15 protein-coding genes and 2 tRNA genes are annotated in these 17,977 nt (G+C 34.8%); 6 read left to right on the forward strand and 11 right to left on the reverse strand.

All coding sequences use genetic code 11. The features are described from left to right. Window positions 1–107: 107 nt before the first annotated feature. The gene (locus CQA38_RS06615) at window positions 108–2,804 is read left to right on the forward strand and encodes a DNA translocase FtsK (RefSeq protein ID WP_137633203.1); all 2,697 of its coding nucleotides are present in this window, start codon (window positions 108–110) and stop codon (window positions 2,802–2,804) included. Then, window positions 2,801–3,238, forward strand: coding sequence for a GNAT family N-acetyltransferase (locus CQA38_RS06620; RefSeq protein ID WP_137633204.1), 438 nt, complete (start codon window positions 2,801–2,803; stop codon window positions 3,236–3,238). The genes CQA38_RS06615 and CQA38_RS06620 overlap by 4 nt, the downstream gene beginning before the upstream one ends. Before the next feature lie 141 nt (window positions 3,239–3,379). Here CQA38_RS06620 and CQA38_RS06625 read toward each other — a convergent pair whose 3' ends face one another. The 3 genes from CQA38_RS06625 to CQA38_RS06635 all read right to left on the reverse strand — a co-directional run bounded on the left by CQA38_RS06625 (window position 3,380) and on the right by CQA38_RS06635 (window position 4,997). After that, window positions 3,380–4,708, reverse strand: a complete 1,329-nt coding sequence (locus CQA38_RS06625) for an esterase-like activity of phytase family protein (protein ID WP_137633205.1) — start codon at window positions 4,706–4,708, stop codon at window positions 3,380–3,382. 111 nt (window positions 4,709–4,819) lie between these two features. After that, window positions 4,820–4,895 (reverse strand) — tRNA-Met (locus CQA38_RS06630). 27 nt (window positions 4,896–4,922) lie between these two features. Then, a tRNA-Gln gene (locus CQA38_RS06635) sits at window positions 4,923–4,997 on the reverse strand. 98 nt (window positions 4,998–5,095) lie between these two features. Between CQA38_RS06635 and CQA38_RS06640 the strand changes: the two genes are divergently transcribed. After that, a complete protein-coding gene (locus tag CQA38_RS06640) occupies window positions 5,096–6,112 on the forward strand; it encodes a bifunctional 3,4-dihydroxy-2-butanone 4-phosphate synthase/GTP cyclohydrolase II (protein WP_137633206.1) in 1,017 nt (338 codons plus the stop codon). On the opposite strand, the gene CQA38_RS06645 is transcribed toward CQA38_RS06640, so the two are convergent. The 8 genes from CQA38_RS06645 to CQA38_RS06680 form a co-directional block, all read right to left on the reverse strand. After that, the gene (locus tag CQA38_RS06645; RefSeq protein WP_137633207.1) at window positions 6,104–6,964 is read right to left on the reverse strand and encodes a M23 family metallopeptidase; all 861 of its coding nucleotides are present in this window, start codon (window positions 6,962–6,964) and stop codon (window positions 6,104–6,106) included. The genes CQA38_RS06640 and CQA38_RS06645 overlap by 9 nt on opposite strands. Further along, entirely contained in the window at window positions 6,961–8,955 is a 1,995-nt protein-coding gene (gene glyS, locus CQA38_RS06650) for a glycine--tRNA ligase subunit beta (RefSeq protein WP_137633208.1), read from the reverse strand. The genes CQA38_RS06645 and glyS overlap by 4 nt, the downstream gene beginning before the upstream one ends. An 83-nt stretch (window positions 8,956–9,038) precedes the next feature. Next, window positions 9,039–9,665, reverse strand: a complete 627-nt coding sequence (locus CQA38_RS06655) for an HAD family hydrolase (RefSeq protein WP_137633209.1) — start codon at window positions 9,663–9,665, stop codon at window positions 9,039–9,041. Beyond that, window positions 9,662–9,994 carry a hypothetical protein gene (locus CQA38_RS06660; RefSeq protein WP_137633210.1) on the reverse strand — a complete coding sequence of 111 codons (333 nt, stop codon included), beginning with the start codon at window positions 9,992–9,994 and terminating at the stop codon, window positions 9,662–9,664. The genes CQA38_RS06655 and CQA38_RS06660 overlap by 4 nt, the downstream gene beginning before the upstream one ends. Beyond that, window positions 9,991–11,436, reverse strand: coding sequence for a potassium/proton antiporter (locus tag CQA38_RS06665; protein WP_137633211.1), 1,446 nt, complete (start codon window positions 11,434–11,436; stop codon window positions 9,991–9,993). Before CQA38_RS06665 ends, CQA38_RS06660 begins: the two co-directional genes overlap by 4 nt. A 10-nt stretch (window positions 11,437–11,446) precedes the next feature. Further along, window positions 11,447–13,069: a cation:proton antiporter gene (locus CQA38_RS06670; RefSeq protein WP_137633212.1), complete on the reverse strand. Its 1,623-nt coding sequence runs from the start codon at window positions 13,067–13,069 to the stop codon at window positions 11,447–11,449. A gap of 8 nt (window positions 13,070–13,077) precedes the next feature. After that, window positions 13,078–13,455, reverse strand: a complete 378-nt coding sequence (locus CQA38_RS06675; RefSeq protein ID WP_137633213.1) for a helix-turn-helix transcriptional regulator — start codon at window positions 13,453–13,455, stop codon at window positions 13,078–13,080. Between the two features lie 9 nt (window positions 13,456–13,464). After that, window positions 13,465–14,376 (reverse strand): J domain-containing protein, encoded by a 912-nt coding sequence (locus CQA38_RS06680; RefSeq protein ID WP_137633214.1) that lies wholly within the window; start codon window positions 14,374–14,376, stop codon window positions 13,465–13,467. Between the two features lie 159 nt (window positions 14,377–14,535). Between CQA38_RS06680 and CQA38_RS06685 the strand changes: the two genes are divergently transcribed. From CQA38_RS06685 to CQA38_RS06695, 3 genes are all read left to right on the forward strand, one after another. Next, the gene (locus CQA38_RS06685) at window positions 14,536–15,945 is read left to right on the forward strand and encodes a DegQ family serine endoprotease (RefSeq protein ID WP_137633215.1); all 1,410 of its coding nucleotides are present in this window, start codon (window positions 14,536–14,538) and stop codon (window positions 15,943–15,945) included. A 116-nt stretch (window positions 15,946–16,061) separates the two neighbouring features. Further along, entirely contained in the window at window positions 16,062–16,736 is a 675-nt protein-coding gene (locus CQA38_RS06690; protein ID WP_137633216.1) for a response regulator transcription factor, read from the forward strand. Next, a complete protein-coding gene (locus tag CQA38_RS06695) occupies window positions 16,733–17,977 on the forward strand; it encodes an ArsS family sensor histidine kinase (protein WP_137633217.1) in 1,245 nt (414 codons plus the stop codon). The genes CQA38_RS06690 and CQA38_RS06695 overlap by 4 nt, the downstream gene beginning before the upstream one ends.

Genomic DNA, 17,977 nt, shown 5'->3' on the forward strand with positions numbered 1-17,977 from the left:
GCTAAAATACGGCTATGATTTTTTAGCTTTAAGGACACACAATCAAAAAAGAACTCATTTTTATCATCTCAAGTTTTGCTCTTTTTTATCTAGCTTTTGTTAGCATTATGCCTGATTCTTTGGGTTTTATTTCTCGAATTTTAGGAGAGTTTAATCTCTTTTTGTTTGGGGATTTTGCTTTATTTTATCCTTTTGTTTTGCTTCCTTTAAATTTTATTTTTTATAAAAGAAAATACGAGTTTGATAATATTTTAAGACGCGAGAGCATAGGACTTTTTCTAGCTTTTTTTGGCTGTGTTTTGTTGTTTGGAATTTTAAGCAAAGAGGCTGGTTATATCCCTGAAGTGCTTTATACTATCATCGGGGCTCTTTTTGGGCGAGTTTTAAGCGGGATACTTGCTTTGCTTATGCTTTTACTTGCTTTGATTTTGCTTTTTCCAGCTTTTATAGAAGCGGTATTTGGTGTAAGGATTGATTTTTCGGTTTTTGCTTCTTATGAAGAAAAATTAAAACATATCTTGTATCGTTTTTTTGGCGGTAAAAATGAAAAAGAAAAAGAACAGACTAAAGAAAATATTCAAGAAGAGCTTGTGAAAGAATTTACACAAGATGAGACTTTTAAAGAAAAAGACTTTAACACGCAAGAAGCAGAGTCAGTGCAGCTTGAAAAAGAGGATTTGCAAGGATTAGAAGCTGAAGTTTTTATTCAAAGGGATTTGCAAGATAAAGATATAAACGAACAAGAACCACAGCAGATAGAAGATAGCAAACAAGAAGAAAGCAACCTAAGTGAAGCCTTAGACGAGCCAGCTTTTTCTACTCAAAACAAGCAAATTCATAATTTTGTTACCAAAGCAAGCGCTCAAAGTTTTGAATTTGAAGATTCAAATCCTCTTGAAATGAAAAAAGAAGCCTTTGTGCCAGAGCGATTTTTAAAGCCTAAAAAATTAGAAGAGATTAAGATGAATTTAGCTTACAAATCAAATTTTGATGAGCCAAGTTATAAAAGAAAAAATATCAATCTCAAAGAAGAAATAACCAGCCCAGAACAAGAAGAAACAACACAAGAGCCAAATTTAACAGAGCAAATTCAAAGCGCTAAAACCGAGCAAGAATCAGATCAGCCTTTTAGTTTTGAAGTTAACGAGCTTGAGGTAAAAGAAAAGCCAAAAGAACCAAAAGAGCAAGAGTTTATCCCTATAGTTGAAGAGTATCAGCCAAAAGAAAACTCTCAAGAAGTTTTAGCAAGTCAAAGTTTGCAATCTTTAAATTCAGCTCAAAATCAAGAACAAACTCAACACACAAAAGCATATATTCAAACCGAGCTTAAGTCAAACACCGCCTTGCTTGACAGCCTAGAAAAAGGCAAACTTGAAGCTCCAAAGGACTTTAAACTGCCCTCACTTGAATTTTTAGTCAATCCTAGCCAAAACAAAATTGAAATCAACGAGCAAGAAATCGATAAGAAAATTTATGATTTACTTGAGAAATTGCGTCGTTTTAAGATAGGTGGCGATGTGATAAGTACCTATACAGGTCCAGTTGTAACTACTTTTGAGTTTCGTCCAAGTGCAGATGTAAAGGTAAGTAGGATTTTAAATTTACAAGATGATTTGGCTATGGCTTTAAAAGCAAGCTCTATACGCATACAAGCACCAATTCCTGGCAAAGATGTAGTTGGCATAGAAGTGCCAAATGAACAAATTCAAACTATTTATCTAAGAGAAATTTTAGAAAGTGAGATTTTTAAAAATGCAAAAAGCCCTTTAACCCTAGCTTTAGGCAAGGATATAGTAGGCAATGCTTTTATCACTGATCTTAAAAAACTCCCTCACTTACTCATCGCTGGCACTACAGGAAGTGGTAAAAGTGTGGGGATAAATTCCATGCTTTTAAGCTTGCTGTATAGAAATAGCCCTAAGACTTTAAAGCTTATGATGATTGATCCAAAGATGCTTGAATTTAGCATTTATAATGATATACCGCATTTACTCACTCCAGTTATCACTGATCCTAAAAAGGCGGTAAATGCTTTATCAAATATGGTTGCAGAGATGGAGCGACGTTATAAGCTCATGGCTGAAGCAAAGACTAAAAATATAGAAAATTATAATGACAAGATGAAAGAGCTTAAAAAACAAGGCTTAGAAGCAAATGAAGAACTGCCTTTTATAGTAGTCATCATCGATGAATTAGCTGATTTGATGATGACAGCCGGAAAAGATGTCGAGTTTTACATAGCTCGCCTTGCTCAAATGGCTAGAGCAAGTGGAATTCATCTTATAGTCGCTACGCAACGCCCAAGTGTTGATGTGGTAACTGGGCTTATAAAGGCGAATTTACCAAGCCGTTTAGCCTATAAAGTAGGGCAAAAGGTTGATTCAAAGGTGATTTTAGATACTCAAGGTGCTGAAAGTTTGCTTGGTAGGGGCGATGGTTTATTTACTCCTCCTGGAACTTCAAATTTAGTGCGTATCCACGCTCCATATGCTAGTGAAATGGAGATAGAAAAAATAGTAGACTTTTTAAAAGCCCAACAGGCTGTAGAATATGATGAAAATTTCTTAAAAGATAATTCTTCAAGCCAAGCTGTATCAATGAGTGGTGAAAGTAGTGCTGGGACAAAAGATGAGCTTTTTGAGCAAGCTAAAGCTGTAATTTTAGAAGATAGAAAAACAAGCATTTCATACTTGCAACGCCGACTTAATATAGGTTACAATAGAGCTGCAAATATCATCGAACAGCTTAGCGATGAGGGCATTTTAAGCCAGCCAAATGCTAAGGGACAAAGAGAGATTTTGTGATTATACAAATTAAAGAAAAAGATGAGAATTTGTTAAAAACTCTTTTTGAAATTTGGCAATCAAGCGTAAGAGCAAGTCATCATTTTATAAGTCAAAACGACTTGCAAGCCATAGCTAAAGAAATCCCTAGCTATCTTTTGAATGTAGAAAAATTATATATTTATAAAAAAGAAAGTCAAATTCTAGCTTTTGCAGGCACAAATCAAAATTGCCTTGAAATGCTTTTTGTTGGGGCAAATATGTTTGGCAAGGGTATAGGCAAAGCTTTGCTTAACTTTTGTATGCAAAAAGGAGTAAATGAGCTAGCTGTAAATGAAGCTAATACAAAAGCCTTGCAATTTTATCAAAATATGGGCTTTAAAATAAGCAAAAGAAGCGAGAAAGACACACAAGGAAGGAATTATCCTTTGCTTTTTATGAAGCTTGAAAAATAAAATATAATTTTCATTTCAAGCAAGACTTAAAACCTAAGCCTTGCTTACTCCTAGCTTAATGAAAGCTTGCATTTTACACCTACTTCTTTATAAGTAATAGCTATGAAAAAGAAGTTTTATGCCTTATCCTTGCTTAAAACCTTATCTTGCTTCTAAAAAATCTTTCACCTCAAGCAAAATGATTTCATTATCATCGCTTTTATTTGGCTCTCTTGCATCAGAAAATGGAAAATTATTGTCATTAGCCACGATGATATGGCTACTATCTACAATATCCACATCTTCTATAGTAAAAAATGGAAAAACAAAATTTCCATCAACTAAGGGCTTTTTAGAAAGCTTATGAGTATCTTTAATCTTCATGAGATCAATATAAGCTATTTTTTGAGCTATGCCACTTTTTTCATCAAGCTTGATTTTATATATTCTTTTAAATTTAGCCGCACTTTCAAAACACTTGCTTGTATCCTTTGTTTTGCAAAGCTTGTCTTTCACTCCAGAACTATTATCTCTTTCTATGACAAGGGCGTATTTTTCATCTATCATGTTAAAATCACCTATAGCATGGTCATTTTCTTCAAAAAAGTATTTATAGCTCTTATTTGTAAATTTCTTTTTTGCCACATCAAATTCAAGTATTCTTGTAAATTGCTTACCCTTTTCGTTTTCATACTCTTCGTTTATAAAAAGTGCACCCTCAAGCATAGGATAAAGAAAGCTTCCATCTTTTGAACTAGCCATTGCTTCAAAGCCTTTTGAACGTCTTACATTAAAAGAGGCTTGCTTTGATTGAGGTTTTGAGCTAAGCTCTAGGCTAGGGTGATCAGGAGAAAGAAGCTTAGCACCTTGCGCGTAAGTTTCAAAGACTTCTTTTAAAACTCCATTTTTATCAAAATGAAGCAAAAATGGTCCAAATTCTTCGCCTACCCAAAATTCACCCTTAATGATTTGAAAGCTTTCAGGATCAAAATCAGCCCCAGTTAAATACCGCTCTTTTGTGCCTTCAAGTGTGATTTTATAAGGGGATTTTTTGTTTGTATCTTTAAAAAATATAGTTTGCAAACGTTGATAAGAGCTATTTTTAAAATCAAGCTTATATTTGCTAATAAAAAGCATATTATCAGCTGAATTTGCCTTAGTGCCAAGCCCATTATCAGTAATTATATAAATTTCATCATTGCCAAGATATTTGATCCCGCTATGACCTTGCACAGCTTGATCCTTAAAAGGAATCTTGAAATTTTTTATCCTATCTTGAGGCAGATACTGGGCTTCAAAGCTATGAAGCTTTTCTTCTCTTGTCCCATTAAAAAATTTCCCAGCAGTATGCAAAAACTCAGGCGCATCTTTTGGAGGCTTGATTTTTTCATCAGCCTTAATGACTATATGTCCAGCCAGTCTTGCTTCATACTCCTTAGCTGCAAGCAAACTGAGGCTCAAGCTTAAGCCCAAAGCAATTTTTTTAAGCATTTTTTCTCCTTTGAAAATTGTTTGTGAAACTATATTTCAAATGGGAAACATTTTGAATACAATGTGCTTAAATTTTTAAAATAAAAACACTAAAAAAGGTAAGGATATACTTGGTTGCGAAGGGGAGATTTGAACTCCCGACCTTCGGGTTATGAGCCCGACGAGCTAACCACTGCTCTACTTCGCGTCAGTAAAATGAGAGATTTAAAAAGAGTGGATGGGGTAAAGGGATTCGAACCCCTGAATGACAGGACCAAAACCTGTTGCCTTACCGCTTGGCTATACCCCATCAAAGGTTTTTAAAATGTGATTATAGTCAATTTTAATATAATTGTCAAGATTTTAGGTTATAATTTCGTTTTGAAATTAAATAAGGAGAAAAATTATATGGCTTTTGTAAGCGTAGAGCAAGCGATTGAGGATTTAAAAGCTGGAAAAATGCTTGTTATGGTAGATGCAGAAGATAGAGAAAATGAAGGAGATTTGATCTTTGCTGCTGAGTTTAGCACTCAAGAAAAGGTAAATTTTATGATAAAAGAGGCGAGGGGAGTGGTGTGCGTGGCATTAAGCGAGCAAATTGCTAAGCATTTTGACTTACCTTTAATGGTGCCAAAAAACACTTCAAATCACGAAACAGCCTTTACTATAACCGTTGATGCTAAGTCTGCAAGCACTGGTGTGAGCGCGTATGAACGGAATTTAACCATCAAACTTTTTGCTGATGAAAAGGCTAGGGCTGATGATTTTGTGCGTCCAGGACATATTAATCCACTCATTGCTAAAAAAGGTGGCGTGCTTGAACGCACCGGACATACTGAAGGCACGGTTGATTTGTGTCATTTGGCTGGGCTTAAAGAAGCTTGTGTTATTTGTGAGATCGTTAAAGAAAACGGCGATATGGCAAGAAGGGCGGATTTAGAAGAGTTTTGCAAAATTCATAAACTTAATATGATAGCAGTAAGTGATTTGATCGAATATCGCTTAAAGCACGAAAGCTTAATCGAACTTGTAAGCGAAAGCCAAAGCGAAATAGCAGGCTTTAAGGCAAAAAAACTCAGCTTTAAAGATCATAATAATCTCACGCATATTGCTTTTGTATTTGGCACACCAAGAAGGAGTGAAAATGTGAAATTTCACACAAGTGGAAGTGATTTTGAGCTTCTCACTTCAAGTGAATTCAGTGATTTTTTAAAGCAAATCGAATTTTTAAGTCAAAATGGCGGTGTACTTGTTTTTATGCAAATGCAAAAAAATACAGGCTCGCAGTTTAAAAACTACGGCATAGGAGCTCAAATTTTGCGTTTTTTTGGTATAGAAGAAATCAAGCTTTTAAGTAAAAATTGCGATAAGGATTTTATCGCTTTAAAAGGCTTTGGTTTAAATTTACAAACTTGCTCAGTGTGAGTGTTGCTGGGTAAATAAAGCATTAAATTTATTAATAAAATCTATAGGATCAACTTGGGTGCCACCAGCAAAAATACCAAAATGCAAGTGCGCGCCCGTAACCCTGCCGCTATCACCACTTAAAGCGATAATTTGTCCTTTTTTAACTTTTTGTCCAACCTTAACTTTAAGCTCTGAAAGATGATAGTATTGAGAAAAAATTTGATAGCCATGATCGATGACTATGGATCCACCAGCATAATACCTATCCTTAGCGATACGCACTATACCATCATTTGCAGCCTTTATTGGTGTGCCAACACTTGCTCTAAAGTCAGTTCCTGAATGATAGCTTGCAAGGGTATTGTTAAACACTCTTGCTGAGCCAAATTTGCTGGTAATGCTTGAGTTTAAAGGCAAGATAAACTCGCCATCAAACAAAGCCTCATCAGTAAAGCTGGCATATACTGCATTTGCTTCATTTAACTCGGCTTTAATACGTTTTAAAGCTTCTTTAGGAGGGCTGATCTTGCTTTGTGCGACTTTAAGAATTTCTTGAGGATAAAAGCCCTCATCACCTAAAATATCATAGCGAAATTTTTCTTTATTGCTATAAAATGCCGTTACCATAGCCTTTTTTATAGGCTTTTTATAAGCTGATGAAAAGATCAAGATGACTTTGTTATCCTCGGTAGGATGAACAAAAAAACGTTGTTTTTTAGGCTCTTGTTTCTCATCTTTGCTGGCTTTTATCTCTTCTAAGCCCTTTTTACTAAATTCTAAAATAACGGCTTGTCCTTTACTTATGCTTAAATTTTGATCAGCAAAACTTAAAGAAGTAAAAAATGCTAGTATAAATATAATTTTTTTCATACGCTCAACTCCTTAATATCAGCTATATTTAAAAAAGCCTTGTAAATACTATAAACTAAAGCTTGGCGATTGTTTTTGATCTGGCTATCTTGAGTATTAATCATCACCTTATCAAAAAAATCATCAATATAAGGTTTTAAAGCAAATAAGCTTTCAAGCACCACCTTAGGTTTAGCGTTTAAATCGCATTTCTTAAAAGCTTCAAAAAGTGTGCTTTCAGCCTTGTGTTCAAAAAGCTTTTCATCAATTTTGGCTGAGTTTGCACTTGCTATATTAGCAAGTCTTTTAAAGGTTGTAAAATTTTCATTAAAATTTTCTTCGTTGCTAAGCTCTATTAAGGCTTTAATGCTTGCATCAATGTGAAGTAAATCATCATTTTGTGAGCTTAAAACCGCCTTTATAAAAGAAGCATTTACCGGATAAAAAGTATAAAGTCTTTCAAGCATGAAATCATATAAAATTCTTGTATCAAAGCTTTTATAATTTAGGCTTAAGCTATCAAGTAAATTTTTAAGTTTTAAGCTTTTTTGAAGCTTAAAAACAATCTTTAAAATCCCATTTGCAGCGCGCCTTAAAGCATAAGGATCCTTAGTGCCACTTGGGATTTTGCCTATGCTAAAAAGCCCCATAAGCGTATCAAGTTTATAAGAAAGTGCAACTATGCTTGAAAACTCACTACTTGGTAAAGGATCTTTTTCAGCATTTGGCAGGTATTGTTCTTTAATAGCCTCAGCTATTTCTTCACTCAAGTTCATCTTTTTAGCATAATAATACCCCATCACGCCTTGAAGCTCGCCAAATTCATAAACCATTTGAGTAAGTAAATCACATTTAGCATAATCTAGTGCCTTTAATATCTCTTGTTCGCTTAAATCATAACTTTGACACAAAAATGAAGCGATTTTCTTTTCCCTAGCAACCTTATCAAGCATGGTGCCAAGCTCTTGCATATACATGATATTTGAAAGCTTGCTCGGCTGAAGTCCTGTTTTTATATCATTTTGCCAGAAAAACATCGCATCGCTAAGCCTTGCTCTTAACACTCTTTCATTACCCATGATGATTTGCTTATAATCTTTGCATACCGCATTTGCAACAACGATGAAATGATTGCTGAGCTTGTTTTTATCAAAGACGCTAAAATAACGTTGATTTTCACGCATAGAAGTGATGATAACCTCACTTGGAATTTCTAAAAACTCAGCCTCAAAACTACCTAAAAGGGCTTTTGGGTATTCAGTGATAGCAACAACTTCTGCTAAAAGCTCTATATCTTGAGCGATACTAAGTTTGTGTTTTGCTTCAAGTTCTTTAAATTCAGCAAGGATTTTTTCTTTTCTTCGCTCTTGATCAAGAATGACAAAATTATCTTTTAAAAGCTTAAAATACTCATCTATAGTCTTAAATTCTAAGGCTTCATAGCTTACACTTCTATGCACGAAGCTTTTTTTTGCGCTTTTTACACCATAACTTTCAAACTCGATTAATTCATCTCCTAAAATACACACAAAAGAGCGAATCGCACGGATAAACTCATACTCGCCATTACCCCAACGCATAGTTTTGCCAAAATTAAGGCTTTTAAGCCATTCTTCTATCATTTGTGCTAAGAGCTTGCTACTTTTTACACCTTGAATTTCTTTTTTGTGATATAAAACTTCTTTGCCTTTAATCTCTTTAAATTCAAGCTCGTTTTCTTTTAAACCTGTTTTTTGCATAAAGCTTTTTGCCGCTGCACTTAAAACACCATCTTTGTAAGCAAGCTCTTTTGGTGCTCCTATAAACTCAGCAAAGCTGTTTTCTTGCTGAGTTTTAAAGCTTTTGTGAAAAAGTACTAATCTTCTTGGGGTATAAAAAAACTCAAATTCACTTGCTAGGGCGTATTTTTCAAGCACGATTTGCCATTTTTTGCTGATATTATCAAGTTCTTTAAGCAAAGGTATGGCAGGTAGTTCTTCTGTGCCAACTTCTATGAGTAGTTTTTGATCCATGTTTCCTCTTTAAGAAAAATAAGCCTTTATTTTAGCTTATTTTTCTTTGTAAAATGCTAAATTTAAAAGCAAAATATGAAAATTTATGCTTTCATTTGAGTGCGTAAAAGTTCGATGAGTTCATCAGCGTTTTTAAACTCATCTTTTTGGCACTTTTCTTCGCCCCATTTAGCGTGAAAATAAGGCATATTAGCATTTTGTGCTGCTTGTTTGTCCTTATCACTATCGCCTACAAATACGCTTTTTTCAAAAGGTGCTTCATCACTGATGAGTTTTAACATCATAGGGTGTGGCTTTGGCTCTATACCTAAGGATACGCCTAAAACCTTGCTGAAAAAGGGCAGGATATTATGCTTGTTTAAAATTTGTGTTAAAGAGCTTTGTGGGGCATTTGTAGCTATGGCTAGGTAGCAGTTTTTGCTTTTTAAAAACTCAAGCACTTCTATAACCCCATCATATAAAAGCACGCTTTTTTGATAATGTTTGATAAAATACCGCTCAAAGCCATCTTTAAAGCTTGAATGCTCAAATTTATCTATATCATACAAGATTTTTGCCCAGTCTTTACCTGGTGTGTTTATGGTTTGCATGATAAAACGAGGCTCAAGAGGAGCAAGCTTTAAATCCGCTCTGATTTCATTGACAGCCGAGCTTATGGCATTTGCACTATTGATTAAGGTGCCGTCCATATCAAAAATAACATTAATCATTCATACTCCTTAAATTTACTTTTATGCTTGTCTTTTTTGTAAGTTTGACTTTTTTTGAGCTTATCAAGGTTGTTTGCTTTATTCAAAAGCTCTGCTTTTGAGTTTTTAAAATCCAAGCATGCATTTACAAAGCTTTCAAGTTCTTTGATATAGCTAGAATTAAGTTTTATCACTTCGCATTTTTCAAAAAGTTTATAGTTTTTAAGCATTCTTTCTTGAAAAAGCATTTCATCAAAATTTTCTTTTTTAAGTGCTGATATAGCTGCATTAGCAAATTTTTCAAGTATTCTTAGATAGCGTGTGCGTAAGGATTTTTCGCTTATTTTCATAGGTTTGGCTCAAAATTTTTGATATTTTCTTCAAAGACATTTTTATCATTGCATAAAATAAGGAGCAAATCTCCTTCTTCAAAGATCAAAGAGCCGCTGGCTTTGATATATTCGCCTTCTCTTTTAACGATAAGTATAATGAACTCTCCACTTAAATTTAGCTCAGCTATGTTTTTACCGATAACGCTTGAGTTTTCTTTAAGTGTGTATTGTCTAAAGGTGCTTAAAGCGATTGGTAGATTATAACTTTCTGTTTTGGCTTCCTCAGCTGTCAGTCTTAAGGCTTTTGCAAGAGGATTAAGGCTCACACCTTGAATCAAAACAGATAAAAGCACGATAAAAAAGACTATATTAAAGATAAAATGTGAGCTTTCAATGCCAGCTGCAAGTGGATAGGTTGCAAGTATGATAGGCACGGTGCCACGAAGTCCTACCCAAGAGATGAAAAGCTTTTCTTTGAAGTTAAATTTCTTAAAGAAAATGAGACTGATAAAAACAGCGATTGGACGCGCAAAAAACATAGTTACAAAAGCTACTCCAAGTCCTATAAAAGCAACACTTGGAAGCTGGCTTGGAAAAACTAAAAGCCCAAGTGTTAAGAAAATCACCACTTGAGCAAGCCACGCTACACCTTCAAAAAAACCAATAAGTCCTTTTTTATAGATAAATTCCTTACTATTTGCAACAATACCTAGCAAATACACACACAAATACCCATTTGCTCCTATTTTGTTGCTTGCGCTAAAAGCAAGCATAATCCACGCTAAAGTAAAAACAGGATACAAGCCCCAAGAGCCAAATTTGATTTTATTTAAAATAAGTGGCATTAAAGCCCCAAATACATAAGCACAAATAAAAGCTAAGATAAATTGAGTAAGCATAGTCAAAGCAAAATCACTCACGCTTGGTAAAGATGAAAGCGTAATCATTTGTATAATAGTGATGGTAAGAAAAATCGCCATAGGGTCATTACTTCCGCTTTCAAGTTCAAGTAAAGGAGCGATATGATTTTGAAGCTTTAAGCCCTTTGATCTCATGATAGCAAAAACAGCAGCTGCGTCAGTTGAACTGATAATGGCTCCTAAAAGCAAAGCATCATTAAGTGAAAAATCAAAAAGATAATAACAAAATAAAGCAATAAAAATTGCTGTCAAAACAACCCCAAGAGTAGCTAAAACTATACCTTCTTTAAGCACGGGGCGAATAAGCTTAAAACTCGTATCAAAACCACCACTAAAAAGTATGAGTATAAGACAGAGCATACCTATATCTTGAGCGATTTTGCCATTATCAAAAGGTATGCCAAGTACTCCATCACTTCCAGCAAACATACCCACAAAGATAAAGATAAGCAAGGCTGGTATGCCGTATCTATCACTAAATTTGCTTAAGATCACACAGCTTAAAAATAAGATCGCAAAGATTAAGATAAGTGCTTCCAAATTTGCCTCTTTAAGTGATATTGCTATTAATCTTGCACTCAAGTGCTTCTTGCACAAGTGTTCTTGCTACAGCTCTTTCAGCCTTAATGATATGAAAATTTTCTCTAGAATTTAAGAAAAGAATTTTTTCAAGATCACCACTGACTTGCACTATAGTTTGGATAGGTTTTTTGCAGTTTGAAAGCACTTGAGTAAGCATTTCAAGCTTAGCTTCATTGCTTAAGGTGATGATAGCAACGGCACATTCTTCTATATTGGCAATTTGCAAAGTTTGTTCTTGTGTTGCGTCTGCAAAAAAGATATTTTCGCCCCTACTTGTGCCAAGCTCAACTAAATTCAAATCACTTTCTAAGACAAGATAAGGAATTCCAGTGTGTTTGATCCTTTGTACGACTTCTTGCCCCAAACGCCCATAACCAAAGATCACAAAGTGGTTTTTAAAGCTTTGATTTGAAGGCAGATATTCGTTTGGAATTTCTTTGTTTGTCTCAACTGCATTTGAAATTTTTTGTATATTTTTAAGCACAAAAGGTGTGATAACCATAGTGATGATAGAGGTGATGATAAGAATTTGAGCACTTGCGTTATCAAGCAAGGAACGAGCTTGAAGCAAGGAAAAGATCGCCAAAGCAAATTCGCCTATTTGCATGATACTTAAAGCTGTTTTTAAAGCCACTCTTCTTTTTGTATATAATCTTAAAAGTAAGTAAATGACGCCAAATTTAACTATTAAAACCAAGCATACCAAAAAAAGCACTAAAGACCAGTTTTCAAATACGATTTTAAAGTTGATTTGCATACCAACAGAAACAAAAAATACCCCCAAAAGCAAGTCTCTAAAAGGGATTAAATCAGCTTGAATTTTATGTTTATATCTTGTCTCACCGATTAAAGCTCCTGCTAAAAACGCACCCAAAGAGTAAGAAAAGCCAAATTTATGTGCCAAAAAGCTTGCACCTATAACGATAAATAAAATCGTCGTGATGAAAATTTCTTGAGAAGAAGCCTTAATCACAAAGCGAAAAAATCCGTCTAAAAAATACCTACTGATGATAAGAAGCAAGATGATTAAGATCGCAGCGCTTGCTAAAGTCGCGATAACAAGGCTTGTGATATCGTTATTTGGCGTAGAAAAAATATCGACCATTAAGAGCAAAGGGATCACAGCTATATCTTGAAAAAGCAATATCCCAAGGGCTTTTCTACCATAGTTTTGATTGATCTCGCCACTATCGTTTAGAATTTTAAGCACCACAGCTGTAGAAGAAAGAGCAAGTGCAAAGCCTACAATGATAGAAATTCTATCATTCAAACCCAAAAGAAAAAACACAATTAAAGCACAAGCAAAACCGCAAGTAAGCATTTGTAAAGAGCCATTTAAAAACACTTCTTGTTTCATCGCTAAAAGATGTTTAAAGGAAAACTCAAGTCCTATAGTAAACATCAAAAACACTATACCAAACTCAGCGATATGGCTTAATTCCTCAGAGCCATGAAATTGATAAAGTGAGGAGACAATAACACCTGTGATGATATAGCCGATAATGCTTGGAATCTCAACGCGCTTTAAGATGACATTAAGCACTATAGCACTTGCCATAGCGATGAGAAAGCCTTGTAGATAATTTTCCAAAGCTCGCCTTAAAGCTTTTTCTTATCATCATAAAAGATGAGATCAAAACTGCTTTTGTGTTTAACTACAGCTTTACCGCTTTTGCCTTGTCTTTTGTCAAGCTCGAGGCGAAGTTCATTGACAAGGCATTCAAATTCAGTAATTTGTGTTTTAAGCTTAAGTATCACATCAACACCGGCTAAATTCACGCCCATATCACGCGTTAAACGCAAAATAAGCTTAATGCGATCAATATCTTTTTGAGAATACAAACGCATTTTACCATCTGTCCTACTTGGCTCGATAAGCCCTTCTTTTTCATATTGCCTTAAGGTTTGAGGGTGTATGCTTAAAACCTTTGCGACAACGCTGATGAGAAAAAGTGGTTCTTCATAATTTTGTTGCATAAATCCTCCTTAAGGTAGCTTTGCTTCAAGCTCTTTAACAAAAGCTTTATCAAGCGTATCAGTATTTGGTAAAATCACATTTAAGCTTAAATACATATCCCCATAAATATCATTTTTTCTATTTTGCACCCCATAGCCTTTGAGGCGAATTTTTTGGTTGTTTTTTGAATTTGGTGGGATTTTAACACTTACACTTTTGCGTGGAGTGCTTACTTCCACCTTGCCTCCAAAAAGAGCAGTTTTAAGCGATATATCAAGCTTTTTGTATAAATCATCATCTTCTCTTTCATACTCATTGCTTGGCTCAACCTGCACTTTGATAATCAAATTTCCTCTTTTTCCACCAAGGCTTCTGCCTTTGCCACTAATGCGAAGCTTATCGCCGTTTTTAATACCGTGTGGGACTTTGATCTTAATGCGTTCGCCATTAAAGTTTATGCTATGTTCTCCACCTAATATGGCTGTATCAAAAGGGATTGAAACCTTAGCTTCTAAATCAAGATCAGCCTCATCATCAAAACCAAAAGAACTAGAAAAGCCATTTGAGTTAAAGCCTCTTGAGCCTGAAAAGCCCCCAAACCCACCGCTACTGCCAAAACCTCCAGCACCGCCAAATCCGCCACCAAAGATATTTCTTAAGATATCATTTATATCAGCCCCGCCAGCTCCAGCACTTCTTGAAAAATCACTAAAGCTTTGTCCGCCAAACATATTATCCCCATACATATCATACTGCTTGCGTTTTTGCTCATCGCTTAAAATTTCATAGGCTGCATTGATTTCTTTGAATTTTTCCTCAGCCCCTTTTTCTTTATTGATATCAGGATGATACTTGCGCGCTAGGCGTCTGTAGGCTTTTTTTATCTCATCAGCGCTTGCGTTTTTATCAATCCCTAATGTTTCGTATAAACTATTACTCATTTATTATATCCTTATTTATTTTTAGTGTGATTATAACATAAAGTTTAGTCTAAGTCAATCAAGTTTTGTAAATTTTTTTACTTAATTTTGTTTCATTTACAATTGAGTAAAAGTTAAATTTTATACTAGCTACGAACTTAAATTGAAAGGACTTAAACAATGAAAAAGAAAATGTTTTTACTCAGTCTTTGTGCGAGTTGTGTTTTAGCTGCAAATATAAATTTCAAAGAAGCCGCGCAAGATATAAAAAGAGCTGATCCTTCAACTCAAGCAGGTGTGGTGCTTTCTTATCATGATGCGATTAAAGATGTGAAAAAAAGTGTGGTAAATATCTCTACTTCAAAAACGGTTACGCGTAATATGGCTGGTTTTGATGATTTTTTTAACGATCCGTATTTTAAGCAGTTTTTTGGCTTTGATTTTCCTCAACAACAAAGAGGCGGTTCTAAAAAAGAAGTGATAAGCTCTCTTGGTTCTGGGGTGATTATCTCAAGTGATGGTTATATCATTACAAATAACCATGTTATTGCTGATGTAGATAGCATTAGCGTGTCTTTGCCAGATGATGATACTGAATATAAGGCTAAGCTTGTAGGAGCTGATGAAAAAACTGATTTGGCTGTGATTAAGATAGAAGCAAAAAATCTTTCAGCTGTGAGTTTTGCGGATTCTGATAAGCTTATGGAAGGAGATATGGTTTTTGCACTTGGCAATCCATTTGGTGTAGGCTCAAGCGTAACAAGCGGTATAGTTTCAGCTTTAAATAAAAACAATATAGGCTTAAATCAATACGAAAATTTCATTCAAACAGACGCCTCGATAAATCCGGGAAATTCAGGTGGAGCTTTAGTAGATAGTAGAGGAGCTTTAGTTGGTATTAACTCAGCCATACTTTCAAGAAGTGGGGGTAATAACGGCATAGGCTTTGCTATACCTTCAAATATGGCAAAAGATATAGCTAAAAGATTAGTTGAAAAAGGAAAGATTGAAAGAGGCTTTTTAGGCGTTACGATAACAAATTTAGAAGGCGAAACAAAAAAAGCGTATTCAAATCAAAGTGGAGCTTTAATCACTAGTGTTGAAAAAGGTTCATCAGCTGAATCAGCTGGGCTTAAAAGAGGAGATTTAGTCCTTAAGGCGAATGAAAAAAATATAACAAGTGCAAGCGATCTTAAAAACTACATCGGCACACTTGAGCCAAACCAAAAAATCACAATCATTTACGAAAGAGATGGCGTAAGCAAAAGTGTGAGTTTTGTGCTTAAGGCAGATACACAAAGCATTAGCTCACAAGGGCTTATTGATGGACTTGAATTAAAGAATTTAGATACAAACGCAAGAGCAAAAATCCCAGCAAATATCAATGGTGTCTTAGTAACAGGTGTAAAAGAAGGCTCAAAGGCTGATAATGCTGGCTTTGAAGTAGGGGATATCATCATTGGCGTAGAACAAGATGAGATTAAAAGCCTAGAACAGCTTTCAAGTGTGCTTAAAAACAATCAAGCCAAAAGCTTTACAAAAATTTGGGTATATAGAAACGGCGTAGCTCAGCTTCTCGTGCTTCGCTAAATTTGTGTTAAGCTAGGTAAATGAAACAAAGAACAAAAAGAAAATGAGCCCAGTTTTCTTTTTGTTGAAACAAATGTTTTACAATTAAAAGTAAGATTTTACTTGAAGGGAAGATTATGGTAAATATTTTGATGATAGAAGATGACTTAGAGCTTGCTGAGATTATCGCTGAATACTTAGAAAAATTTGATATGAAGGTTGATATAGCTCATGAACCTTATATAGGGCTTTCAAAGCTTGCTTTAAAAGAATATCAGCTTGTGATACTTGATCTTACTCTGCCCGGACTTGATGGACTTGAAGTATGTGAAGAAATTCGCAAAAAATACGATACACCTATCATTATTTCAAGCGCAAGACATGATCTTAGCGATAAAGTTAATGCGCTTGAGTTGGGGGCTGATGATTATCTTCCAAAGCCTTATAATCCAAAAGAGCTTCAAGCCCGCATAAAAAGCCATTTGCGTCGTATGAGCACGACTAAAAAGGCTATGGCTGAGAGTGTAAAAGACTTGGTATATGATCAATATAAACATATCATCACGATGAAAGGCAAGGAAATTCAGCTTACAAATGCTGAGTTTGATATTTTAAGTTATTTAATCAAAAAAGAAGGCGGAGTAGTGAGTAGAGAAGAGCTTGTGTATAATTGCTCAAGCATAAGTGAGGACAGCTCAAATAAAAGTATCGATGTTATCATCAGCCGAATTCGTCAAAAAATGGGCGATGATCCAAAAACTCCAAAGTATATCCACTCTATCAGAGGCATAGGCTATAAGCTTACTCAATGAATCGATCGTCTATTTTTTATACCATTACCTTAATCTTTATCTTAGCTATAGTAAGCGTTATACTCGCTTTTTTATGGCTCATAGAATACGATCAGCAAAACTACACTAAGGTTTTAAACGACAAATACACTCTTGTTGCAAATGCTAGGCTTTTGTATTTTAATGGCGTGATGAGCGAGGAGGAGTTTTATGAGCAAACTAAGCATTATAAAATGACTCAGGTTATGAAGCCAAGCGAGATTAGAAAGGTTATTTTTAGGGGCGATGTTTTAGCAAGAGCACAAACTACGACTGGACTGATTGAGATTATCTCGTATGAAAAAGAGATTTTTTTAAAGATTATTCACGAGGGGAAATTATATCTTTATAATGATCAAGATTATGAAGGGTATCGTTACTTTAAATTTAAAGCCCTTGCTTTTGGTGTGATTTTAGTGCTTGTTTTGCTTTATGTTTTTGTGATTAAAAAGCTTAGACCGCTCACTTCACTTAAAAAGCAAATCGATAAATTCGCCCAAAACAAACTTGATGAGATTAAAGATGTCAGCAGCGGAAATGATGAAATTTCTCAAGTTGCACAAGCCTTTTTTCAAGCAATCACTCAAATTCAAAAGATGAATCAATCAAGGCAGTTTTTTATCCGCAATATTATGCATGAGCTAAAAACGCCTATCACTAAAGGCTTAATCACCCTTGAAATGCTTGAGGATAATAAATACAAAGAACGATTAAGAGGGATTTTTGATCGTCTTGAAATTCTTATCAATGAATTTGCTGCTATTGAGCAAATCACTTCAGGAGCAGCTTTTATCAACCGCAAAAAGTATAATATCTTAGATATTTTAGATGAAGCAAAAGAAATTGCAATGAATGATGATAAAAAAATTCGCATTCATCTAGAACAAAGTTTTTTTGTGAGTGTGGATTTTAAGCTTTTTACAACGGCGATTAAAAATATGATTGACAATGGCGTTAAGCACTCAAGTAACGAATTTATCGAGCTTGAGATATGCAAGCAATACCTTTGCTTTAAAAATCAAGGCAAAGCCCTTGAAAAACCTCTTGAATACTACACTCAAGCCTTCACTCAAGGGGCGAAGCAAAAAGATAGCTTTGGGCTAGGGCTTTACATAGTTGATACCATTTTAAAAGCCCATAATATGAAGCTTGAGTATGAATTTAAAGATGGCTTTAATTTGTTTTATTTTAAAGAGCTTGAGCATATCATCGTCAAAGAATAA

Origin of the sequence: Campylobacter sp. MIT 12-5580 (assembly GCF_005406235.1) — a bacterium.
GTDB lineage: Bacteria > Campylobacterota > Campylobacteria > Campylobacterales > Campylobacteraceae > Campylobacter_D.